General features: G+C 38.2%; 18 protein-coding genes. 7 read left to right on the top strand and 11 right to left on the bottom strand.

The window, feature by feature from the left end:
- Positions 1 to 725 precede the first annotated feature (725 nt).
- From PVV63_RS07015 to PVV63_RS06995, 5 genes are all read right to left on the bottom strand, one after another.
- A complete protein-coding gene (locus tag PVV63_RS07015) occupies positions 726 to 1610 on the bottom strand; it encodes a metallophosphoesterase (RefSeq protein ID WP_273791248.1) in 885 nt (294 codons plus the stop codon).
- 592 nt (positions 1611 to 2202) lie between these two features.
- Positions 2203 to 4299 (bottom strand): glutamine amidotransferase, encoded by a 2097-nt coding sequence (locus tag PVV63_RS07010; RefSeq protein WP_273791247.1) that lies wholly within the window; start codon positions 4297 to 4299, stop codon positions 2203 to 2205.
- A complete protein-coding gene (locus PVV63_RS07005; protein ID WP_273791246.1) occupies positions 4296 to 7094 on the bottom strand; it encodes a DUF4159 domain-containing protein in 2799 nt (932 codons plus the stop codon). The genes PVV63_RS07010 and PVV63_RS07005 overlap by 4 nt, the downstream gene beginning before the upstream one ends.
- Positions 7091 to 8002 carry a DUF58 domain-containing protein gene (locus PVV63_RS07000; protein ID WP_273791245.1) on the bottom strand — a complete coding sequence of 304 codons (912 nt, stop codon included), beginning with the start codon at positions 8000 to 8002 and terminating at the stop codon, positions 7091 to 7093. The genes PVV63_RS07005 and PVV63_RS07000 overlap by 4 nt, the downstream gene beginning before the upstream one ends.
- Positions 8003 to 9034, bottom strand: a complete 1032-nt coding sequence (locus PVV63_RS06995) for a MoxR family ATPase (protein ID WP_273791244.1) — start codon at positions 9032 to 9034, stop codon at positions 8003 to 8005.
- A 245-nt stretch (positions 9035 to 9279) separates the two neighbouring features.
- Between PVV63_RS06995 and PVV63_RS06990 the strand changes: the two genes are divergently transcribed.
- Entirely contained in the window at positions 9280 to 10533 is a 1254-nt protein-coding gene (locus PVV63_RS06990; protein ID WP_273791243.1) for a CCA tRNA nucleotidyltransferase, read from the top strand.
- A gap of 633 nt (positions 10534 to 11166) precedes the next feature.
- On the opposite strand, the gene PVV63_RS06985 is transcribed toward PVV63_RS06990, so the two are convergent.
- On the bottom strand, positions 11167 to 11643 hold the full coding sequence (locus tag PVV63_RS06985) for a tRNA (cytidine(34)-2'-O)-methyltransferase (protein WP_273791242.1): 477 nt from the start codon (positions 11641 to 11643) through the stop codon (positions 11167 to 11169).
- A gap of 723 nt (positions 11644 to 12366) precedes the next feature.
- On the opposite strand from PVV63_RS06985, the gene petA reads away from it, so the two are divergent.
- From petA to PVV63_RS06965, 4 genes are all read left to right on the top strand, one after another.
- Positions 12367 to 12915, top strand: coding sequence for a ubiquinol-cytochrome c reductase iron-sulfur subunit (gene petA / locus PVV63_RS06980; RefSeq protein ID WP_273791241.1), 549 nt, complete (start codon positions 12367 to 12369; stop codon positions 12913 to 12915).
- Between the two features lie 4 nt (positions 12916 to 12919).
- Entirely contained in the window at positions 12920 to 14173 is a 1254-nt protein-coding gene (locus PVV63_RS06975; protein WP_273791240.1) for a cytochrome b N-terminal domain-containing protein, read from the top strand.
- A complete protein-coding gene (locus PVV63_RS06970) occupies positions 14167 to 15063 on the top strand; it encodes a cytochrome c1 (RefSeq protein ID WP_273791239.1) in 897 nt (298 codons plus the stop codon). Before PVV63_RS06975 ends, PVV63_RS06970 begins: the two co-directional genes overlap by 7 nt.
- Before the next feature lie 110 nt (positions 15064 to 15173).
- Entirely contained in the window at positions 15174 to 15614 is a 441-nt protein-coding gene (locus PVV63_RS06965) for a PRC-barrel domain-containing protein (RefSeq protein ID WP_273791238.1), read from the top strand.
- Between the two features lie 159 nt (positions 15615 to 15773).
- Here the strand turns inward: PVV63_RS06965 and ychF are convergent, their stop codons facing one another.
- Positions 15774 to 16877, bottom strand: a complete 1104-nt coding sequence (ychF, locus tag PVV63_RS06960) for a redox-regulated ATPase YchF (protein WP_273791237.1) — start codon at positions 16875 to 16877, stop codon at positions 15774 to 15776.
- 266 nt (positions 16878 to 17143) lie between these two features.
- Between ychF and PVV63_RS06955 the strand changes: the two genes are divergently transcribed.
- The gene (locus tag PVV63_RS06955) at positions 17144 to 17887 is read left to right on the top strand and encodes a L,D-transpeptidase (protein ID WP_273791236.1); all 744 of its coding nucleotides are present in this window, start codon (positions 17144 to 17146) and stop codon (positions 17885 to 17887) included.
- Between the two features lie 189 nt (positions 17888 to 18076).
- On the opposite strand, the gene pth is transcribed toward PVV63_RS06955, so the two are convergent.
- Positions 18077 to 18703, bottom strand: coding sequence for an aminoacyl-tRNA hydrolase (gene pth / locus PVV63_RS06950; RefSeq protein WP_273791235.1), 627 nt, complete (start codon positions 18701 to 18703; stop codon positions 18077 to 18079).
- A gap of 76 nt (positions 18704 to 18779) precedes the next feature.
- Positions 18780 to 19409, bottom strand: coding sequence for a 50S ribosomal protein L25/general stress protein Ctc (locus tag PVV63_RS06945; RefSeq protein WP_273791234.1), 630 nt, complete (start codon positions 19407 to 19409; stop codon positions 18780 to 18782).
- A gap of 292 nt (positions 19410 to 19701) precedes the next feature.
- Here PVV63_RS06945 and PVV63_RS06940 point away from each other — a divergent pair, with 292 nt between their 5' ends.
- The gene (locus PVV63_RS06940; protein ID WP_273791233.1) at positions 19702 to 21201 is read left to right on the top strand and encodes an ATP-binding protein; all 1500 of its coding nucleotides are present in this window, start codon (positions 19702 to 19704) and stop codon (positions 21199 to 21201) included.
- On the opposite strand, the gene PVV63_RS06935 is transcribed toward PVV63_RS06940, so the two are convergent.
- Both PVV63_RS06935 and pgeF read right to left on the bottom strand, forming a co-directional pair.
- The gene (locus PVV63_RS06935; RefSeq protein ID WP_273791232.1) at positions 21198 to 22130 is read right to left on the bottom strand and encodes a ribose-phosphate pyrophosphokinase; all 933 of its coding nucleotides are present in this window, start codon (positions 22128 to 22130) and stop codon (positions 21198 to 21200) included. The two genes, PVV63_RS06940 and PVV63_RS06935, sit on opposite strands and share 4 nt — an antisense overlap.
- A gap of 473 nt (positions 22131 to 22603) precedes the next feature.
- Positions 22604 to 23395: a peptidoglycan editing factor PgeF gene (gene pgeF / locus PVV63_RS06930; protein WP_273791231.1), complete on the bottom strand. Its 792-nt coding sequence runs from the start codon at positions 23393 to 23395 to the stop codon at positions 22604 to 22606.
- Between the last annotated feature and the right edge of the window lie 69 nt (positions 23396 to 23464).

The raw sequence follows: 23464 nt of genomic DNA, 5'->3' as shown, positions 1-23464 counted from the left end.
AAAGAGTATTATAAATTTATTTATAGGAAAAAATAGATAGAAAATTAGGAATTTATCGAGACATAAAAAACATTATTACCTATATCTGTTATCGAAATATAATCTATTATTTTTTATATTTTTTTAAATGTACGATAATAAATATCGAGTGAAATAGTAAGGGATTATTTCAAATCTATTTACGATAAATCAATCAACATTATTTGTTTATAAATCACAAGTAGGTTGGGTTATTTAAATTATATACTTTAGTTATTATTTGGCTTTTTTAGTCATCTATTTTCAGGTATAGAAGCTGAATGAGCTTCTCTATTATTCTATAAAATATCATCATTGTAATATTATAAGGATTTTACGCATTAGATGCTTTTGGAGGAGTGTATGATGAAATTTAAAGCAGGGTTTATGTGTAGAGCTTTGTGAAGTAAATCACATGCGCAATTAGCAGCTGGAACCCGTGCGACAAGAATCCGGATTATTTATAAATCAGATGGGGTAGAATTTTCGTCCTTTAGGGCGGGAAGGAAGAAAACCAATAAGTTTGTAAAAAGCTCGTTACATAAGTGGGGCAGCAGATGGAATTCTCTGAGAAAAATTGATCTATTAACAGAGAAGGTGAAACTTTGTCTTTTAAGGAGAAAAAGGGAAATAAGAATTATGATTTCCAAAGGGATGTGAAATAAAAATATTTTCGTTTTTGGTTGTTTTGGCAACTATGAAGGTGTTTAAAGATTAATTGTTTCAGTACATGCAATCTCGTTTTTGGGGTTGATAATGCTATAACGTTGTAATTGGCAATGCCATTGATTTTGTAAGCGTTCAATGGAAAATAAATTAAAGCCTGCGGGTGGTTTTTTATCACCAAAAGCTTGTGATGCGGAAGGAACACCAACAATAGGAATTTTTTTAATTGGTCCTTCAATGTAATTCAATGTGGGTAAATGAGTATGTCCGTGAAGAATAAGTTCACAACCGTGATATTTGATAACGTTTAGAAAACGTTTTATATCCCGTAGTTTTTTATGCCAAGATGTTGCATTGGGAAAGGGGGGATGGTGAATCATGACGACACGAAAAAGGTTGCGCTGTGCTGCTTCTTTTAAAAAGAGCGGTAAAGTTTGCGCTTGCATTTTACCAAAATAACCAGAAGCTTGAAAAGGCAGTGTCGCAATGGCTGAAGAAGCTGCTATGATGGCAACATCTTTGCGAATGCGCATATAAGGAAAGGCATTTTTTTGAGGGATGTCACCTGTGATCCAAGGTTTAAAGAGAGTGCATGCTTTTTGGAAAGCGCCGCGGACATAGGCATCGTGATTTCCAAATGTCAAAGAAATATCTTGAGGTTGTCCTAAGTTAAGTAGCCAACGATGCGCTTGTTCAAATTCCTTATCGAGAGCAAGATTGACAAGATCACCAGAGATCACAAGGTGATCAGGTTTTGTTTTGTTCAAGGCATCTATTAAAGTTTCTAGGACGTCTGTTGCCATCTGACTCTTACGTTTTTTTTGCCAATTCAGATAACCGGTAAGACGTTTCCCAGAAAGTTCGAAGAGGGAAGGTTGCGGGAGAGGTGAAAGATGTACATCCGATATATGGGCAAGATAAAACATAAAAGCTCGTAGAGTATTAAAAACGATTTAAAAAATAAACATAAGATAAGTTAGTGCTTAAAGGCAAGAAAGATTGTAAAATAAAAATTAGCTTGCAAAAAAGAACGCCTCAAGCGGAATGTTCCAAATAGAATATCCCCAATAGAATATCATTGTGTTGTACATTCACATATTTGTAAAAAAAACATTTCTCAATGCGTTTGAGCTAATTTCACGACCGGTATTCGATGCTATAATAGAAAGCTTCTGTGAAGTATATAGGGCTTACTGTACACTACCATCTCTACGCTTATACAAGGTGCAAATAAAAACCATCATACTATTTTCCTCCAATTTTATGAAAATCCTTGCTTTAGAAGGATTCATAAGAGGTATTTCATTCTTTTCTTCGATGGTTTCTATCCATACAGCATCTCTTCTAATAATACGCAAGAGAATGTTTTTTATTTTTTTAATATGAGGATATTTGAAATAAGGAGAATTATACTGTATTTTTAGTTATAAATCAATACGTTATCTAATTATAAAAGACAAGTAAATACGTAAAAAGATAAGCTGAATTTTAAAACTATTATACGAAATCTCAAACCTTTTAACGTCCTTCATAATACCACATGCTGCTCAACAGTAAAAGGCAAGCAAGCAATGCAAAAAAACCAGAAAATATCGAAAAATAAAAGGTATTGATTAAACGGGTTTCTGTTGCTTCTTTCAGAACAATTGAATGTGCTGGGGAAGAGGACGGACTTGTTTTTGATTGAATCAGCTTGAATGGAGGAAGATGAATGTTTTCTTTTCCCTCAGGGTGTAAACGTCCGATGTAGCCGCCTGTGTGCTTAATAATGGGGGCTAGTTTTTCTTGTGTTGAAGTCAAGTCCAACAACTCAAGATTATCGAGCATCCCTACAGAAGAAAGTATTGTTAAATCGCCATTTTTAATGGTAAAAATTCCTGTCTCATCAGTGGTCACAGTTGCAGTAAAAAGGCCTTCTTGCTCTTTGGTCAGAGTAATATTTTCTTTTTTTCCAGAGGGAAAGATTATTTCAGCGGGTTCTGGATGGTCTTTTAGAGTTTGGCGGCGAATTGTTAAATGATGATGGCTGCTGGTCGCACTTAATTTTTCTTCTTCAAGTTCTGGTTCTTTCATGAGCCAATGAGCAATTCGTCGATAAAGAGCAGCATAAGGACCGCCGCCTTCGAAACCTCGAGCCCAAAGCCAACTTTCATCAGAAAGCAACATGCCTACACGTCCTTTATCAACATGAGAGAGAAGTAAAAGTGGTTGCTCATCGGCTCCTTTCATGAGGGCGATTCCGTTATTTATGTTTTGAATAGCAATTTGTCTCAACCATTGCCCCCATTGGGAAGCTGGAAGGTTAAGTGTTGCAAGACCTCTTGTGACAGGATGGCGCTCACCTTCTTTGGTTAATGTGGGGCGAAAAGGTTTTTCAATAATAGTTCCATTAGGTAATGCCGGTAAAATGCTTATTAAAGGTGTTTTCGCAAGTGAGTTTTTTTGGGCAAATTCAGGTCCTGTTACCATCAACAATGCCCCCCCCTTTTGTACATATTGGGCGATATAATCATAATAGATTAAGGGGAGAACAGTAGAGTGCTGGTAGCCATCAAGGATGATGAGATCAAAGTTATTAATTTCTTCAACAAAGAGTTTTCTTGTGGGAAAGACCACTAAGGATAATTGGCTTGAGGGCGTATTATCTGCTTTGGTGGGAGGACGCAAAATAGTAAAGTGAACAAGATCAATATTGGAGTCACCTTTCAAAAGGTCTCGCCATGTCCGTTCTCCATTATAAGGAGCACCTGAAATAAGAAGAACGCGTAAATTTTCTCTGATTCCTTCAATAATTGTTATGGCGCGGTTGTTTTCAAAGCTTAGTTCACCTTTGTGTGGATCGGTTATAACTTGGATAATATTTTTTTCAGCATGAGGAAGGGTAATTTCAGTTTGAAAAATCACGCCAGGAGTCACAGAATAATGGCCAATGTCTTGTCCATTGACGCTTAATGTAATATTTGCTTTCTGTGGTATTGTTTTTTTGGTGGGGCCTTTATCTTCTACCAAAATGGAGAGCGTTTGTGGTTTGTTGACAAGGGCAAATCGTGGAGGAGAGATAAACTTAATTTGGCGATCAAATTCCTCTGAGTGCCCTGTAATCAGGGCATTGAGAGGGGCTTCATGATGAAGGTCTGATAGGTCAGGAATGTCATGCACTTGTCCATCGGTGATAAAAATGGTTCCTGCATAACGAGAGAGCGGTACATCAGATACTGCTTGTGTTAAAGCCTCAAACAAATTCGTTGAGGGCGCATACTGATTATCAGCAAGTTTTCCAGCTTCAATAAAGCGTGGTTCAAATTGTGGATAATGCGCCAATGCTTGAGTTAATTGCGCGCGCGCTTCATCACTGTCGTTTGTACGTGTTCCAAATGTTTGGCTTTTGCTGCGGTCAATAACAATTCCCACTGTGCTTTTCAGTGGTTCGCGCTGTTCTTTTATGATCATTGGATTGAGCAAAGCAAGGATGAGGGCGCTTAATGCCATCAGACGAAATAAAGAACCTTGCCGTTGCGTAACAAGACCAACAACGACAAAAAGAATCGATATTCCACTTAAGAACAGAATCCAAATGAGTGGTAAAAAAGGCTGAAAAGTGAAAAATGATATCATTGCCTTCTTTCTCTTTTAAAGCGTTCCAAGAGTGCTGGAACATGAACTTGATCCGCTTTATAGTTTCCTGTAAGAACATAAAGGACAATATTTAAACCTGCACGAAATGCCCATAGACGTTGCATGGGATCATTGGGAACAAGGGGATATTTCCATGTCCCTTTTTCATCGAGTGCCCAAGCACCGGCAAAGTTATTGGCAGTAATGAGAAGAGAACTTACATTATCGCCGCTGGCAAGAGAATTTTTATTTTTTTTGTTTGTTGAGGAGGATTCAATCCATAAAGGTGAACCACGGTAGAGACCTGGAAAATCTGGCATAATATAAAAAGAACGTGCAACAACATGATCTGTTGATGCTGGCTCAATGGATGGAATATTTAACTCTTTTAAGATATCTCGTAATCTTTGCGTTTCTGGAGTGGCATCTCCTTCAAGATTAAGATTGCTCTTTATCTGATCGCGCGTGTCAAATAAAATTGTTCCCCCATGTTTCATAAAGTTATTTATTTTTTCAAGGCTTTTGGGGGTTGGTATAGGACTTTTAACATCAATTGGCCAGTAAATAAGAGGATAAAAAGAGAGTTCATCTTTATCGAGATCAAGTGCTGTAACAGAGCCGAGGGTAAGCATTGTGCGCTCTGCGATAAATTGACTTAACGCTTCTAGACCACTTTTACTCGTTGTATCAATTTCATGATTATTGGTTATAACATAGGCAAGATGTGTTGCGCCGGCAGCTTGTACACTATCATGATGGTTTTCTTTCGTTTGTGCATGAAGAGTTGGATCATATGAAAACAAGGCAATAAGACTTATAAAGGGGAGGAGAAACATATTACGCCGTTTCATGAAAGAAAAAATATCGCCCATCCATAAAATGAGAAAATTGTCAAAGGCGAATAATAAGATGGCTAATCCTAAAAGTGGACCAATAAGATTTTTTTCTTTTGTATCGTAAGATAAAGGGCTTTTATTAAGAGAAGTTGGCAATGATGATTGTTTCATCAAGTGCGACGAATGAGTTAAGAGATTGAGTGCATAAAAATTGTTTTTGACACCATAAAGTCCTGGGGGAGTATGGTAGGAAGGATGGGGTGGATTTTGAGAGTCAAAGATCAAAGGAACAACATCAGAGGGTGGTACTTGTAATTGTCCGTCAACGGCTATAGTTCGCCAAGGGCTTTGTACCACGGTTCTTTTTTCTCTGTGTGTTAGGTTTGTGTTTTCGTTAGAACCTAATGTGATTAATTTTTGCAGCATTTGTGCAAAAAAGCCAGAAAGAGGAAGATTAGACCATGTTGGGTCAGGAGCAACATGAATGAGAATGAGGGTTCCTTTACCACGTTTTGCTGCGGTAATAAGAGGAGTTCCGTCCGAAAGGCTAAGCCACGTTTTTTCAAAAAGATCTGGGGTTGGTTCTGCGAGGATTTGGCGCGAGACAGTAACATCTTTTGGAAAAGGAAGATCAAAGAAAAAGCTATTTTTTGCAAAAGGGGCAAGCTTTTGTGGTTTTGTCCAAGACATAATACTTCCAAGGGAACGTTGACCTGGGCGTAGTGGTATCGGAAGAAGGTTATCGTAATGTTCTGCGCCACTGAGTTTTTCTCCTGCAAAGCGGATGAGTGTTCCCCCTTTATTCACAAAATCAGAAAGTTTTTTTTCTGCTTTTGGGGGTATGTTAACAATGTCACCCATAATCAAAACAGATGGATTTTGTTTAAGCAAATGATCAATATCCGTTGAAAGTTCTCTTCCACCGGCTGTTATAAGCTGTGTATGACCTTGTAAGGCTTTGATAATGTAATAAAATGGAGCAAGTAAAGGCTGTGCCATTTCATTGGTATCTGGTGAGAGAAGAGCAACACGGCTTATCCTGTTATGGCTGTCTACCAAGAAGGTTGCAGCAGCATGGTTTTGATTGTTTATTTTTATCCAAGCGATATCATTGCGTAGTTCAAGTGGTACATTAAAAGGAACAAGTGCTGTTGTTTCTCCTTCAGAGAAATTGTTCGTAAATTGACCGAGAAGTTGATTATTTGAATCGTAGAGGCTGAGTATAGCGGGAGTGTTGCTGTGTGTTGTTGAGCGGATAATACGCGCGCCCATGTTTCCATTGTTATTTTCTATGGATGTTATGCCGGTTAAATCGGAAATATCAGTCAAATACCACAAGAAGTTTCTAGGTTTTAATTCTTCAAGATGAGCAAAAGCTTGCTCATCTTCATTTGTTCGTAATCCATCACTCAAATAAGCAATATCAAGAGGTTTTCCTTTGGTTATTTCGCTGAGTTTTTTGAAGGCATGCACACGGTTGACAGGCCAAGGACGCGGTTGCAAATGCATTAAATGCTGTTTTATAATCTTGGCTGGTTGGGGCTCTATATTGGAGATATCATTTTCAGCCGTTGCAACAAGATAAATATTTTTTTGCTGTTTTTCTGCCTGTGCAAGAAGCATTTCAGTGATAGAGATGCGCTTTTTCCATTCTTTTACAGAAGCCCAACCATTATCAATAATGAGTGCAAGGGGTTGAGATCCAGAAAAGCTGATTGGTTTTTGATTCCAAGTGGGGCGTGCTAGAGCTATGATAACAAGTGCCGCTATGGTTAAACGCAACAAGAGCAACCACCAAGGTGTATGTTTTGCTGTTTCTTGTTGATGAGTTGGTTTGGGTAAGAAGCGAAAAGGGGGAAAAAGCTCTTTGCGCGGAGATGGAGGAGTTATCCGCAACAGCCACCAAATGACCGGTAGGAACAAAAGCCCTAGTAACAGAAAGGGAGCAGCAAAACTCAAAGTGCCCTCCTTTTTTGCAATGGAGAGTCGCTCATTGTATTTGCAAGATGAAAAATGGTCTCTGTTAAAGGTTGATCCGTTGTACTAACGTGATAAGACCATCCTTGGCGTGCGCAAAAATTTACCAATTCTTGTCGCCTTGCGTGATATAGTTTACAATAGCTCTTACGAAGATCTTCTGCTTTAGTGGAAACATGTTTCTCTTTCGTTTCAGGATCCAAAAATTCTGTGTGACCTGTGTAGGGAAAGCTTTCTTCTGCGGGATCAGAAATTTCAATTAAATGAGCTGTCACCTGTTTTGTAGTTAAAACGGTTAAATGTTGGATGATTTTTTCAGGATAGTCGAGAAAATCACTCATTATAACGACATGTGAAAAGCGTGTAATCGTTGAAAAATCCGGAAATGAATTTTCATCTGAATGATTTTCTAAAGCAAAGGCTATTCGTTCTACGACATTGGATGTCATTGTGGGGGACATTAAGTTGGGAATAGCAATATGTTCGCCACTGCGTGCAAGAAGGGATGCCAAGGTAAGGGTAAGAATAATGGCATGATTACCTTTAGAGATTTTAGAAAAGCGTGAACAGTAATGCATTGATGCGCTCTGATCAGGACAAAGCCAAACGGTTTGTGTCATTTGCCATTCGTTTTCGCGCAGATACGTATTTTCATCACGCGCTGAGCGACGCCAATCAATGCGGGTAATGGATTCTCCTTCCATATAGGGACGAAATTGCCAAAAGTTTTCCCCATTACCGCTTTTACGTTGTCTGTGCCATCCGGTTATCAGTGTATTAGCGATATGACGCGCTTGCAAAAGGAAATATGGCATTTTGCCAGTATCCTTATGCAGTTCATTTGCCAGAGACAATGGAGGTTTTTGTAAAACTTTTTTGCCAAGTGCCATTCAAAGAGCATCTTTCACAAGGTTATTGATAATATCTTTTACGGTTATATCTTCAGCACGGGCAGAAAAATTAAGAGCCATGCGGTGTTGTAATACGGGATAGGCTAATGCTTCAACATCATCAAGTGAAGGGGCTAAGCGTCCATAATAAAGAGCACGGGCGCGAACACAAAGTGAAAGGGCTTGTGATGCCCGTGGACCAGGTCCCCAAGAAACATAAGTATTAGCAAGGCTATTGTCTTTATGAGGGCGAGATGAGCGGACAATTTTTAAAATAGCTTCAATCACATTTTCTGAAAGAGGCATTTTGCGAACGATATTTTGAATTTTTTGCAATTTTTTGCCGGATAAAATTGGTTTTGCATTTGTTTTTTTTTCTTTTGTTGTTTCTAAAATAATCCGTCGCTCTGTTGTGAGGTCAGGATAGTCAATATCGATTTGCATCAAAAAGCGATCCAGTTGTGCTTCAGGAAGTGGATATGTCCCTTCTTGTTCGAGAGGATTTTGCGTTGCAAGAACATGAAAAGGTTGTGGCAAATCATAACGGGTACCTGCAACAGTGACATGATATTCTTGCATAGCTTGTAAAAGGGCTGACTGTGTCCGTGGGGAAGCACGATTGATTTCATCGGCCATGAGAAGTTGCGTAAAAATAGGACCTTGAATGTATCGAAAAGAACGTTTACCGTCTTTATCGGAATCCATAATTTCAGAACCAATAATATCCGATGGCATTAAGTCAGGAGTGAATTGGATGCGTTTTTCATCAAGCCCTAAGACTGTTCCCAATGTTTCAACAAGACGTGTTTTTGCAAGTCCTGGAGCACCGACAAGAAGGGCGTGACCACCAGCAAAAATAGCGATTAAAGCATATTCGATTACCTGATTTTGCCCAAAAATAACTTTGTCAATTTCTTGTTGTAAAATATCCAATTCTTTGTGTGTCGTATCAATATCATCAATAATGACTTGAGCCTCATGATTGATATTGACCTTTTTTATAGAATTGGATGATGGATCATGTTGACTCATATTTCTTCCTTAAGGCGTTTGTCGCAAAAATGGTAATTTTCTCTGCATGATAATGGATATCTTATTGTTTGTAACAGAAAATGAGAAGAAATGAAGTATCATATGCCGTTTTTTTTCATATTCGTATAGAAGAGAAAAGTTTCTTTGGAAGAATAGACGTGCTTTATAAGGGATGTCTTAAAAATTTTGTTTTATGAAGAGAGTTCTTTAAAGCAGTGAAGACAACTTTTTTGAAAGGTTAAAGGGTGAATATAAGACAGAACTTCAAACAGGTTGCGTGGTTACAACAAAGTGATATTCAAACACTTCTTCGTGTTTTGTCTGAGGAGGGGGAAGAGGCGCGTATTGTAGGGGGAGCAGTGCGCAATCAACTGCTAGGGCAGCCTATTAGTGATATTGATATTGCAACAACCTGTTTGCCGCAACAGGTTATTGCACGTGTAGAAGAAGCAGGATTTAAAGCTATTCCTACAGGGATTGCTTTTGGTACAATAACAGTAATTGCTCATTCATGTTCTTATGAGGTTACAACGCTTCGCTGCGATATTGAAACAGATGGTCGTCATGCAAAAGTGGCATTTGGTCGTGATTGGAAAAAAGATGCTGAACGGCGGGATTTTACGATAAATGCACTTTATTGTGATGCTGCTGGAAACCTTTATGATGATGTGGGAGGTTTGAGTGATATTGCTAGCCGAACAGTTCGTTTTATTGGGGTTGCAGAAGATCGTATTTGCGAAGATTATTTGCGTATTTTACGGTTTTTTCGCTTTTTTGCGTGGTATGGAGCAGGGCGACCTGATGTGCAAGGATTGAAGGCATGTGTTCGTTTAAAACACGGTTTAAAAAAACTTTCTTCTGAACGTATTTGGGCAGAAATGAAAAAGCTTCTTGCGGCGTTTGATCCAACGCGTGCTCTTTTATGGATGCGACAAAGCAGAGTTTTGGCACTCATTTTTCCTGAAACAGAACGATGGGGCATTGATGCAATTCACGCATTGGTGAAGACAGAACAGACTCTTGGTTGGAAAGTTGATCCATTATTACGGCTAGAAAGCCTTCTTCCTCCTGACCCCATACGTCTTCATGAAATGGCACAGCGCTTGCATTTTTCCCATAAAGAAAGAACGCGATTAAAAGAATGGGCAGAGTTAGAAATAATAAACCAAAACTGTTCTGATCATTTTGTGCAAAAACTGATTTATTTTCATGGACGACAGCCAGTTTTAGATCAATTATCGTTGTCTGTCGCTGCATCACATCTTGATCATCTGGAAAAAAGTGATGCTTTGCAAAAAGCAGAGGGTTATGTCAAGCTCCATCAACTTGCCAAAAAATGGCAGATTCCAACTTTTCCTATTAATGGTAACGATTTAATAAAGAAAGGTTTTACGAAAGGTGTACTTTTAGGAAAAAAGCTTAAAGAGCTAGAAATGATATGGGTTGAAAACGGATTTTTAATGGATCGTCATGCACTATTAGAAAAAATTGATTTATAATATATCTGTTTACAAACCCACTGTTGTTTATATTTTTTAAGTCAACATATTAATTTATAATAGTAATTTTTCATGTGAAACAAGAGCTCCAAATATTGTAAGGTTATTTCAAACCTGTTCATATTACATCAATCAAAATTATTGCCTTAGACGTCACAAGTGAGGAAAAATGATTACAGAGAGGAAAAATGTCTCTTATGAACCATCTCAAAGATAAGGATTCTCGAAAATGAGAACGAATAAAGAGAATAGTGATAGCGGTTTGCACTTTGTATGAGCATGAAGAGGGGGATGTCTAATGGATTTTTACTAGGAGGAGTATTTAATCATTTATAGGTGGTGATATGAAATGGATATGATGGGCACTAAGAAATGCTTATTTTATCAGCACTTAATTGTTGGAAAATGATAGGCATTATACGCTCTAACTATTTTTTTATATATTGTATATTGTTTTTCGTAATAATTTATGTTTTTTTACAGGAATTCTGTAAGTTATTCCAAAAGTATTATTGAAACGTATGCGCTTTTAATTACTTATTATACGCTATAAAAAATATTTTTTAATTATTTAAAACCATATTTTATGTATTTTTATCGTTCTATTAAAAATTTTAGTGGAATTGCTGTGTTTTATAGATTACAGGTTCTTTCATGATAACCAATTTGGCGTAATGCTTCTCCTGTTGTTATGGCTACGCTCATGGCGAGATTTAGAGAGCGTGCCTGTGGTTGCATGGGAATTTTCAATGTGTAATCGGCCGCTTCATGAACATAATCGGGAACGCCAGCTGTTTCACGACCAAAAAGTAAAACATCATTTCTTTGATAGCATATCTGCGTATAGCATGTTTTTGCTTTTGTACTTAAAAGCAACAGGCGGCGGTTTAAGTGTTTCATGGAGCTTATAAAATGTTGCCAATCAATGTGTCGTTCTAAGGAAGCATATTCGAGATAATCCAATCCTGCGCGTTTGAGATTACGATCCGACAGATTAAAGCCTGCAGGTTCAATAATGTGCACATGTAAACCAAAGCAAGCGCTAAGACGTAAAATCGTTCCAGTATTACCAGCAATATCAGGTTGGAAAAGAGCTATATGAAGTGTCATGTTCTCTGTAATATGATTTTTCTTTCGACTTTGTAAAGAAGCACCACAATTTATTCGAAAAATATGCTTTGAGAAATACATGTTTTTACGGTTAATTTTTATTCCCTTTAAATTTCAGGGAAAAAGTTATGTATACAGGTCTGTTTGGGATAAGAGAGAAGCTCCCTATTAGAGACTTCCTTTTATTGAGCGATCCATGAAATGGATTGGCTCATTATGTTGAAAAGTGGGGTATTTAATGAGGTTAGATCATCCATTTTAATTAAAATCAACAAAATATGCTTTTTATGCAAAAACAGAAGCAAAAAAAATACTCATGCAACCAGTTGGAATTGAGGAAGGGAGAGATGCTGTAAATGTGTTAAAGAAATAACCGATAAGCTCAACTTATTTACTGAGATATGATCATAACAAGACAATGTTTCTTTCTTTAGAAGTGTTTATTTACATGCTATCTCTGATTTTCACGGGTGGGGGAGTAATTTTGATTGATTAATATGAATAGGTTTGAAATGAAAGAAACTTACGGTGTTTCAGGATTTCATTCACTCTGTAAAACGATGAATTATCATTATAAAACAGTTTTTGTATAAACCATACAAATGGCGGAGTTTTTTACGGGGATGTTTTCATGGTTGAGGTAACTGAATGATCAAGCATTGTACAATGGGAGAGGGTATGGTAAAAGAATGTTTTAGCAAAGTGTCTCTTTAAGTTAAGTCCATGGGTGAGCAAACGAGGCGGGATTTTCTGTTTTTGGTAACAGCTGTTGCAGGAGCAGTTGGAATGGGAGCGGTTGCGTGGCCTTTTATCCGTCAGTTGCGTCCAGATGAAGCTGTTTTGGCATCTTCCTCTGTTGAGGTTGATCTTTCTGGTATTGAAGAGGGGATGTCGGTAACGGTAAAGTGGCGAGGACAGCCTGTTGTTATTCGAAATCGTACGGCAAAAGAAATTGCTGATGCGCGCGCTACTGAATTGAGACTTCTAAAAGATCGTCAAGCGCGCAATCCTAATCTTGAAGGTGAAAAAGAAGCAACAGATTTTGCGCGTTCAGCAGGTAAAGGACGTGAAAATTGGCTGATTGTTATTAATCTTTGTACGCATCTAGGCTGTGTAACACTTGGGCAATCGGGTAAATTTGGAGGATGGTTGTGTCCCTGTCATGGGTCTGTTTATGATACCGCTGGAAGAGTGCGGTCAGGCCCCGCTAACTATAATTTGGCTATTCCACCTTACCAATTTCTTTCTGATACTTTGCTCAAAATAGGATAAGGTTATGACAAGGTTTCCTCCTTATTGTCCTAAAAATGCTCTTGCTCGTTGGTTTGATAAGCGTTTTCCTCTTCCTCGTTTTTTTTATAATACATTTGTGACTTTTCCTGTTCCGCGTAATCTTAATTACTTTTACACATTTGGCGGTATTTTGACCATTATGCTTTTATCACAGCTCTTGACTGGTATTGTCTTGGCTATGCATTATGTTCCAGATATTCATTTGGCTTTTGAAACTAGTGAACGATTTCGGCGTGAAGGGCAGTTTGGTTGGCTTTTTCGTCCATGGCATTGTGTAGGCTCTTCGTTTTTTTTTATTGCTGTTTATATCCATTTGGCACGTGGACTTTATTATGGTTCTTATAAAAACATGCGAGAAATGGTATGGGTTACAGGTATTTTTATTTATATCATCATGATGGCAATAGCATTTTTTGGTTATGTGCTTGTTTGGGGGATGATGTCTATTTCAGCGGCTTCAGTGATTGCAGGGCTTTTTAAAACGATACCTTTGGTGGGGATATGGTTGCATGAGACACTTCTGGGTGGTTATGGCGTAGGACAACCAACGTTGAATCGTTTTTATGTTTTCCATTATGTTTTATCATTTATTTTGCTTCTTTTTGTGGGGCTGCATATTTGGGCAATCCATTGTGTTGGGCAAGGTAATCCAACGGGTCTTGCTATACAATCAGATAAGGAAACAGTTCCATTTTCGCCTTATGCGCTTATCAAAGATATTTTTGCTATTACTGTTTTTCTGATCTTCTTTGCCTGGTTTTTGTTTTATATGCCCGATTATATGGGGCAGGCTGAAAATTATAGTGTGGCAGATCCTTTAAAGGTACCTCTTCGTGTGGTTCCAGAATGGTATTTTTTGCCTTTTTATGCGATGCTTCGTGCTATAACCTTTGATATTGGTATTTTCTCTTCAAACTTTGTTGGCTTTGTTTTATTCGTCAGTTCGATTTGCATTTTAATTTTTGTGCCATGGTTAGACCGTTCTAAAATATGTTCAGCAAGATATCGACCTGTTTATAAAATTTTCTTTTGGGCGTTGGTTATTGATGTCGTTTTTCTTGGTTGGTTGGGGTCAAGAGAAATAAGTGATAAAATTCTTTTATGGACACAATTGGCTACTGTTTATTATTTTATATTTTTTTTGGTTATTTTGCCGATTTTGCCAGCATTTGAAAAAAATTGTTCTCTTCCTTCTTCAATTATGCAAGATTTAAAACAGAAAAAGAGACTATGGTAAATGTTTTTGTCGGACTGATTTTTATTGTTGCTATGAGCTTTTCTGCTCAGAGTTTAGCGAGTGATGACTCTGATCAGGAAGAGGGATTTATTTCTTTTCCTTTACAAGTTCCTAAAAAACAAGAATGGAGTTTTTCAGGTCCATTTGGGCTTTATGATAAGGCGCAATTGAGGCGCGGATTAAAGGTTTATAAACAAGTTTGTTCCAGCTGCCATGGGCTAAAATATGTGGCGTTTCGCAATTTAAAAGCTCTAGGGTATGATCAAGAACAGATTAAAGCTTTGGCGGGGCAATATGAAGTGCGCGATGGCCCTAATCGAGAAGGAAAATTTTTTAAACGTGCTGGGGTTGCAACGGATTATTTTCCTTCTCCCTTTTCACATGAAGAAGAAGAAAGATTTATTTTGAATAGTGCTTATCCTCCAGATTTGTCATTGATGGCACGTGCACGTGGGGTATCTTTGCCGTTTCCTGCTTTAATTACTGATGTATTAACTCATTATGATACAGCTGGTCCAGATTATATTACAGCTCTTTTAACAGGATATCAGAAGGCACCGAAGGAGATAAAAATTGCGAATGGTTATTGGTATAATCCTTATTTTATTGCCGGTAATTCTTTAACGATGGCTCCTCCTTTGAGTGATGGTATGGTTGCTTATGAAGATGGAACTCCAGAAATCATTGAACATTATGCGCGCGATGTTTCTGCTTTTTTGATGTGGGCTGCCGATCCTCATATGGAAATTCGTAAAAAAACCGGTTTTCGTGTTATTTTATTTTTAATCATTTTTGCAGGGCTTGTTTATATTTTAAAAAATCGTATTTGGTGTGGTTTAGAAAAAGAGTTAGAGAAAGAAATAAAAGACGAAATAAAGAGAAAAGGGTAAAGCGACAAGACTCGAAAGAGTATAGAGTATAAAGAGCATAAGGAACAAATCTTTTTATGATGCATTGAGGTTTTATAAAGTAAAAGCAAAGTAAAAATGGAGATGTTAAAATGAAAAAAATTGCATGTACTACTCTTATGTCAATTTTGATGGTTTCTAGTACTTATGCTCAGTCTTTTGAAGTGCCTTCAAAACCTGAAATGATCTCTTCGACGGGTATTGTACAGGTGGGGATAGATAAGTCTGTGCGTTATGTGACACCTTTAGCAACGGATTTTGTAGCTTCCAGTCTTATAGGCGCCAATGTATATAATATAGAAGATGAAAATATTGGTGAAGTAAAAGATATTATTTTACGTGAAAATAATATTGCAGGATTTGTTATTGCTGTTGGTGGTTTTCTTGGCATAGGCGAGAGTTATGTGGTCGTTTCTCCAGAAACAATCCAGATGACAAATGATTATGGTAAATGGAAACTCATTACAAATGCGACAAAAGATTCTTTAAAGGACGCTCCAACATTTAAATACGAAGGGCGTTGGACACGCTAATTTTATATTTTCATTCTTTAATGGATAAAACTGTTGCTATCATAATCATATGCTAGCAACAGTCTTTTTGTTCTAAAAACACTTGAGAGCTTTTGCGACAAGATTCCAGGGAGCTATTACCAAAGTTTTCAAGATAAACTATTAAGACAGAGTGAAGATTTAAGTATTATGTTTAAATAACATGATATCGCCATCTTGCACAATGTATTCTTTTCCTTCATCGCGGGCTTTTCCTGCTTCTTTTGCACCGCTTTCTCCACCCAGAGCAATATAGTCATTGTAGCTGATGGTTTGGGCACGAATGAAACCGCGCTCAAAATCTGAGTGAATAACGCCAGCTGCTTGGGGAGCTTTTGTACCACGCGTAATTGTCCATGCTCGTGTTTCCTTAGGCCCACAGGTGAAGTAAGTAATGAGATCAAGTAAATGGTAACCAGCGCGAATGAGGCGATTGAGACTCGGTTCAAAGAGTCCTAAAGCATTGAGATATTCTGATGCTTCAGCATCACTCAGTTGTGTGATTTCCGCTTCGATAGAAGCAGAAATGATAATGCTTTGTGCATTTTGCTCTGTTGCCATTTTTTCAACTGTTTGGGTAAAGCTATTTCCATGAGCGGCGTCATTTTCGCTTACATTACAAACATAAAGTACAGGCTTGGAGGTTAAAAGATTCAAGCTTTTAAGAATGTGGTGTTCATCGGAAGAGATATCTTTGAGCAATAACCGGACAGGGTTTCCCTGTTGCAGTATGTTTAATGCTTTTTCCATAATAGGCAAAATTGTGAGAGCTTCTTTGTCTTTTCCGGTTGCTCGTTTACGAATTTGTATGATTCGTCTCTCAAGACTTTCAAGATCCGCAAGCATGAGTTCGGTTTCAACCGTTGTTGTATCACTAACAGGATCAATACGTCCCTCTACATGGGTAATATCTTCATTTTGAAAACAGCGTAAAACGTGGACAATGGCATCGACTTCGCGAATATTGGCTAAAAATTTGTTTCCTAAACCTTCGCCTTTTGAAGCTCCTCGCACAAGCCCCGCAATATCGACGAAGTTAATGCGTGTAGGAATCATTTCTTTTGAACCAGCGATTGATGCAATTTTTTCCATTCGTAAATCTGGAACAGCAACTTCACCGGTATTGGGTTCAATGGTACAGAAAGGATAATTGGCAGCCTGTGCAGTGGCTGTTTTTGTTAATGCATTAAAAAGAGTTGATTTCCCAACATTAGGTAATCCGACAATACCGCATTTAAAGCCCATGAGAGTCTTTCTTTTCGTTTGATTTTATAGTCAAGATAAAGCTTCTTTTTTATAGCATATTTTCAGAAGAGTTATAGTCCTTGCCTTGCGATAAGTGAGAAAAAAGTATAAAGTAGCAGGTATCTGCTTTTTTTACCTTAGTTCTTCTTATCTTAATTCTCTCCTTAGTTTCAAGGATAAGAAAACTTCGAATTAATGTTAATATTGTGCTAAGTTTTTCATGGTATGCAAATCTGCATAAATAATTAATCGGAGAAAATAGAAGAGTGTTATCTCGTTGTGCCTTTTTAATTGCAGCACTTTTGGCTTTGGCTGGATGTGCTACACATCAGTCAGATATGTCATCGGTTTCTTTTCAACAAGTTCGATACATTCCACCAGAAATACAGGCTTTGTATGGTCCTGTAACGAATGAGACTTATTCGTTACCTGCTGTTGATCTTGCGACAATTGATCCAAAATATTGGCGACAAGAAGTGATTTATTATACATCTTATCCAGCTGGAACATTGGTTGTAGATACGCAAGAGTGTTTTCTTTACCTTATTGGTGAAAATGGAAAAGCTTTGCGTTATGGGATTGGGGTCGGTAAGGAAGGTTTAGCATTTGAAGGTGAGGGGGTTATACAGCGCAAGCGTCGGTGGCCAAATTGGGCTCCTACTGCAGCTATGATGGCTCGAGAACCAGAACGTTATGGACATCTTGGGAAAGGCATGCCACCAGGACCCGATAATCCATTAGGTGCGCGGGCACTTTATTTGTTCAAAAATGGGAAAGATACACTTTTCCGTATTCATGGTTCACACGAATCGTGGTCAATTGGGCGTGCTATTTCAAGTGGGTGCATTCGTTTGCTTAATCAAGATATTATCGATCTTTATGATCGTGTTCCCGTTGGTTCGCGTGTTGTGGTATTGCAAAACAATAGGAGTATTCCTACAGTTTATAGTCAACAATCAAATGGCTATGATCCGCTACAGTCGACCATTCAGCCAAATGAATTTTTTTAATTTCGGGGAGAAGATTGGAGAGAGCCGTTTAAGTATTTTGGTTTTCTGTTCAATCTTCTCTTTTTCTTAAAAGAGAAAATAAGCCTTTCTTTTTCAAAAGTGCATACAAGCTTGTATTCTGATTCTATTTTCTAGCTTCTCACGTTGCCAACAGATTTTTCCTTTGAGAAAGTTTATAAGAGGATTTTTTTAAGAGTTCTTATCCATATTCTTCACGCCACTGGGACACGCAAGCCAATGGTTTTGATTGTTTTTTATCGTTTGTGAAACTTCATTCATAAAGAGGGATTTTTCATCTTTTATAAGGAGAGCGATATTTTTTGCAATTGCCTCTAAGAGAGGGGATAACCATTCTTGATCAGATTTGGTGAAATTTCCCAGAACATGCTGATGAACAAGTTCTTTGCTTCCAGGATGACCAATTCCTATGCGTATACGACAATAGTCAGTACCACAATGGGCATCAATAGACTTAATGCCATTATGCCCATTATTTCCTCCACCAATTTTTATACGAACTTTTCCCGGTGACAGGTCTAACTCATCATAAATGATGATCAAATTCTTCAAATCTAATTTATAAAATCGCAAAGCTTCGCCAATAGCTTGACCAGAAAGATTCATGAAAGTTTGTGGTTTTATAAGAAAAATTTTCTCATTATTTATGAAACCATTGGAGATTTCTGCTTGAAACTTCTTTGACCATGGAGAAAAAGAGAAGGACTGATAAATGGCATCAACAGCCATAAAACCGATATTATGGCGGTTATTTTGATATTGTAAACCAGGATTGCCAAGACCAGCAATAAGCCACATGTGTATCTTCAGTCAAAGTATGAGTAAGGGTAATGTCTCATAAATTAAGGCGGAAAAAATTCCCGCCTTTTGAGTTTTATGAAGTTTCCGTGTTTTCTTCATCATTTTCTTGTTCAGAAGTTTCATCGCTGACATCCATGCCAGCAGGAGCTGCAATGGTTGCAATGGTAAAGTCTCGATCTTGGATGATGGGAGTCACATCTTTTGGCAGTTGCACTGCTGAAATGTGAATAGAATCACCAATAGAGTAGCTGGAGAGATCAATTTCAATAGCTTCAGGAATAGCACTTGCTGGAGCTGTACATTCAATTTCGTGCCGAACAATATTGAGGACACCACCCTTTTTAAGTCCAGGTGCCGTATCTTCATTGAGGAAGTGGACAGGAATATTCACTTCTACAACAGATTTTGCTGAAATGCGTAAAAAGTCTACATGGAGGGGAAAGTCACGCACGGGATCTAATTGATAATCTTTTGGCAAAACCATAATTTTTTGCTTGTCAAGAATAATCGTTGCAATGGTGGTACGAAAGCCACCGGCATGAATTTTGTAGAAAATTTCTTTATAGGGAACTGTTATTGCCAAGGGTGGTTGTTTTTCACCATAAATGACAGCAGGAATAAGACCGTTGCGGCGAAGTTCACGGGAGGACCCCTTACCAACCCGCTCGCGTTTTTCGGCCTTAAGAGTGTAGCTTTTACTCATAATTTAAGTCCTTTTTACATGATTGGAGATCCTTCAAAAACAGTAATAGTTTTTGCATGGATATGAAGATATGCGCTAACCAACAGCGATCACTCCATTCTACGTTGCCTCCAAGGGTGTCTACGCAGAAGTTTGTTCTATAGTTCAAACTATTCATAGATGCAAGAGTTGTGGGAAAAATCGATGATTTCTACCGTTAAAAAGGAGGAAATGTTACAAATTGCGGTGTGGATGGAGAATCAACCAATATGTGCTGGCACTGATATGTTCAAAATCAAACACTGGAGATGTTATGAAGGTTGAGATTGCCTTGGGTGAGATGTCAGAGAATCGTGCTTTGCATAAATCGATGCCAGCACTTCTTGACTTAGAAGAATTATTGGCGACACGTCTTCTTGTACAAGGTAATTCCGGTTCAGGGAAATCACATCTTTTACGCCGTCTTTTGGAGCAAAGTGCTAAGTGGGTGCAGCATTGTGTAATTGATCCAGAAGGCGATTTTGTAACTTTGGCAGATAAATTTGGTCATGTTATTGTAGAGGCTCAACGTAGTGAATTAGAGTTGACTCGTATTGCCCATCGCATTCGACAACATCGGGTTTCAGTGGTATTTAATCTTGAAGGCTTGGATACTGAACAACAGATGCGTGCTGTAGGGGCTTTCCTTGGGGCACTGTTTGATGTGGAACGTGATTATTGGTATCCTATGCTTGTCGTTGTCGATGAAGCGCAATTGTTTGCTCCAACTGCAGCAGGAGAAGTTTCTGATGAAGCGCGTAAAATTTCTTTGAGCGCTATGACCAATCTTATGTGTCGAGGACGTAAACGTGGTCTTGCTGGTGTTATTGCGACACAACGTTTGGCTAAGCTTGCCAAAAATGTTGCTGCTGAAGCTTCAAACTTTTTAATAGGGCGGACTTTTTTAGATATTGATATGGTGCGCGCTGCTGATCTTTTGGGAATGGAGCGTCGCCAAGCGGAAATGTTTAGAGATCTTGAACGGGGAAATTTTATAGCTTTAGGCCCTGCTTTATCACGACGTCCCTTACCAATCATTATCGGTTCTGTTGAAACTTTGGCACGCTCTTCTAGTCCTAAATTAATGCCACTTCCAACAGAGCGGGATGATGTGCAAGAGCTCGTTTTTACTGCTTCACCAGAGGAAATTTTAACGCCATTTAAACAAACACGAGAGCCGATGAGGGAAAAATCAATGCACGAGATGTTAGAGGAGGTAGTGCATAAAAAACAAGAGCTGTTGGAAGAAAACCTGAGTTTATTTCCTGAACTTTCTGATGTTGAGCGTGACGGCCAAGCAGAACATATTATTCGGGAAATTCTTGAGGATTCTGAGGCTTTTTATCGTTCAACAGCGGTGCTTTATCAAGATTTTTCAGTTCGTTGCCGTATCCATGGTATGTCAAAGGTTCCTTTTAATCTTTCACAATTTCGGCGTAAATTGGCTATTGCTCAGGCTTTTGTTGATGAACAAACGGCTGTCAGTGAACATTGGAAACATATTTTGCAGATATCAGAAAGTTTGGAAGAAGATGTTCAAGGAGTCTTCTTGAATGTGGCACAGGCCGCATTAGGGGGAAAGCCATGTCCATCTGATGCATTTTTAGCACGTCTTTATGGAACTCATTCTTTAAGCCGTGCACGCCGACTTTTAACCTACTTTGAAGAGCGTGGACTTATTGTTATTCACACGCATTTTAGTGGTCAACGTATTGTTGCATTTCCTGATCTTGGTGTTGAAACAGCACCGGGAGACCCCAAGGAACCACTTTAACCAAATAAGCTGGAAACCGATTGTTCTGCTGCTGTCCTTGCTATTGCTTCTCCAATAAGGTCGGCAATGGGCAAAACACGAATATTATGGGTTTTCTCAATAGCTTGTGTTGGCATAATTGAATCTGTAATAACCAATTCTTTCATCTCTGAATTGGCAATTCGTTCGATTGCATTACCAGAAAGAACACCGTGCGTGATATAAGCCGTGACACTATTGGCACCATGTTTAAGCAGAGCACTTGCTGCATTGCATAAAGTTCCACCTGAATCAACAATATCATCAAGCAGAAGGCAATCTTTTCCCGATACATCTCCAATGATATTCATAACTTCTGATTCACCGGGGCTTTCGCGACGTTTATCCACAATAGCGAGCAAACTGTTCAAGCGCTTGGCGAGCGCACGCGCGCGAACCACACCACCCACATCAGGTGAAACAACGATAACATTTTCAAGAGAATAATGCACTTTGACATCGCGAGAAATGACAGGAACAGCATAGAGATTATCCGTAGGGATATCAAAAAAACCTTGAATTTGTCCTGCATGAAGGTCCAATGTTAAAACACGATGGGCCCCTGCTTCCGTAATTAGGTTGGCAACAAGTTTTGCAGAAATAGGAGTCCGTGGTCCTGGTTTTCTATCTTGGCGGGCATAGCCAAAATAGGGGATAACAGCTGTAATACGACGTGCAGAAGAACGACGAAGGGCATCAATCATGATGAGCAATTCCATCAAATGATCATTTGCGGGATAGGATGTAGATTGCAAAACAAAAACATCTTGGCCACGTACATTTTCATGCAGTTCTACGAAAATTTCTTGATCAGCAAAGCGCTTTACAGTTGCTTTGCCTAAGGGGATGTTCAAATAATTTGCAACATCTTCAGCTAGGCGTGGATTAGAATTTCCGCAGAAAAGTTTCATAGTAGAACCTCTGAATTATCATGGTGGAATGCGACACGGTTTTTAATTTCTTTTTATTAAATTGCAAGAGAACAATTACAAAAGCCTTACAATTTTATCGATTATTATTAAAGAGCTATGCAGTATGTTTTCTCTTTTTCCAAAAGTTTGTTACTTTTAGAGCAAAGTTTTTTCTCCATGCGGCAAAGAAATACATATTGATTAATCTTTTTGGTTATTACTTTATAAAAATGCTTTCAATATGGGGAATGTTTCATATTTAAGATGAATGAAGGGGAGTAATAAAAAGAAGTATCATCTTGCCTTCAATTATTATAACCAAACATTGAAAATGATCACAGCGAAGGCTATCATATTTTATGTGCTGGTAGATAATTTTGTGAAAAAAGCAAAGTCCAATGGGATTTATTTTTACATTTGGGTAAAAAGTTTAGTTTTGCAGTTTTGGTATTGTTCTCAAGTATAAAAGGGGCTCATCTTTTGTTTTTCAGCATAATAGCAGAAATTTGCCGTCCGTAATCGGGTTCGTTGCGGTGTATTGCACGGCGATAGGAGAAAAAACGCTGTTCATCTTGATAGGTACAAAGCTCTACACAAGAAGCATTAACGCCTGCTTCTTTGAGTTGGTTTATAATAAATGCCCATAGATTAAAATAAAAGCGATTTATTTTGTCTGTTTTTAAAAAATATTTTTGGTATTTGCTGTGGTAATCAATAAATTGGTCGTAAAATTCATTTGTTACTTCGTAGTGATAAGGGCCAATACAAGGTCCAAGGACTGCTGTTATTGATTGTCTTTTGGCTCCTTGTTTTTCCATAACAGCAATTGTTTTCTCGATAATTCCATTTAAGCTTCCACGCCAGCCAGCATGAGTTGCAGCGATGACTCCAGCTTGTGGATCAGCAAACAGAATGGGTCCGCAATCTGCTGTAAGAACCCCAATAACGAGTTCTGGGGTGGTCGTAACCAGAGCATCAGCTTGAGGAGGTGCACCGATAATTGCTTGATGAGCTACGACAACGTTACAGGAGTGTATTTGATTGACTGTGACTAAATTTTGCGCCTCAATAGAAAAGTAATTGGCGATCAAAAGACGATTCTGTACAATATATTCAAGCTGATCATTTGAACCTTTCCCAACATTAAGACTATGATAAAGATTTTTTGAAACACCACCTTCACGTGTAAAAAATCCATGTTTTATCCCATGGGTGTGTAAAGTAGAAAGATTTTTTGCAAGAATGGGATGAGGGATAGATTTCATAAAAGTTCCTTATGGAGATTATTTGAAATGAGGATGGAGATGTTCATATTTGTCAATGAATATTTCAGA

It is taken from the genome of Bartonella sp. CM31XJBT (genome assembly GCF_028618555.1).
Classification (GTDB): domain Bacteria; phylum Pseudomonadota; class Alphaproteobacteria; order Rhizobiales; family Rhizobiaceae; genus Bartonella.
Note: the sequence above shows the minus strand (reverse complement) of the source record. Positions and strands in the feature narration are given on the sequence as shown.

Bases quoted from the DNA above. Each gene is read 5' to 3' on its own strand.
- PVV63_RS07015 (WP_273791248.1), bottom strand. From the start codon at position 1,610: ATGTTTTATCTTGCCCATATATCGGATGTACATCTTTCACCTCTCCCG.
- PVV63_RS07010 (WP_273791247.1), bottom strand. From the start codon at position 4,299: ATGATATCATTTTTCACTTTTCAGCCTTTTTTACCACTCATTTGGATT.
- PVV63_RS07000 (WP_273791245.1), bottom strand. From the start codon at position 8,002: ATGGCACTTGGCAAAAAAGTTTTACAAAAACCTCCATTGTCTCTGGCA.
- PVV63_RS06995 (WP_273791244.1), bottom strand. From the start codon at position 9,034: ATGAGTCAACATGATCCATCATCCAATTCTATAAAAAAGGTCAATATC.
- PVV63_RS06985 (WP_273791242.1), bottom strand. From the start codon at position 11,643: ATGACACTTCATATAGCTCTTTTCCAACCTGATATTGCTGGTAATACT.
- petA (WP_273791241.1), top strand. From the start codon at position 12,367: ATGGGTGAGCAAACGAGGCGGGATTTTCTGTTTTTGGTAACAGCTGTT.
- PVV63_RS06975 (WP_273791240.1), top strand. From the start codon at position 12,920: ATGACAAGGTTTCCTCCTTATTGTCCTAAAAATGCTCTTGCTCGTTGG.
- PVV63_RS06970 (WP_273791239.1), top strand. From the start codon at position 14,167: ATGGTAAATGTTTTTGTCGGACTGATTTTTATTGTTGCTATGAGCTTT.
- PVV63_RS06965 (WP_273791238.1), top strand. From the start codon at position 15,174: ATGAAAAAAATTGCATGTACTACTCTTATGTCAATTTTGATGGTTTCT.
- ychF (WP_273791237.1), bottom strand. From the start codon at position 16,877: ATGGGCTTTAAATGCGGTATTGTCGGATTACCTAATGTTGGGAAATCA.
- pth (WP_273791235.1), bottom strand. From the start codon at position 18,703: ATGTGGCTTATTGCTGGTCTTGGCAATCCTGGTTTACAATATCAAAAT.
- PVV63_RS06945 (WP_273791234.1), bottom strand. From the start codon at position 19,409: ATGAGTAAAAGCTACACTCTTAAGGCCGAAAAACGCGAGCGGGTTGGT.
- PVV63_RS06940 (WP_273791233.1), top strand. From the start codon at position 19,702: ATGAAGGTTGAGATTGCCTTGGGTGAGATGTCAGAGAATCGTGCTTTG.
- PVV63_RS06935 (WP_273791232.1), bottom strand. From the start codon at position 22,130: ATGAAACTTTTCTGCGGAAATTCTAATCCACGCCTAGCTGAAGATGTT.
- pgeF (WP_273791231.1), bottom strand. From the start codon at position 23,395: ATGAAATCTATCCCTCATCCCATTCTTGCAAAAAATCTTTCTACTTTA.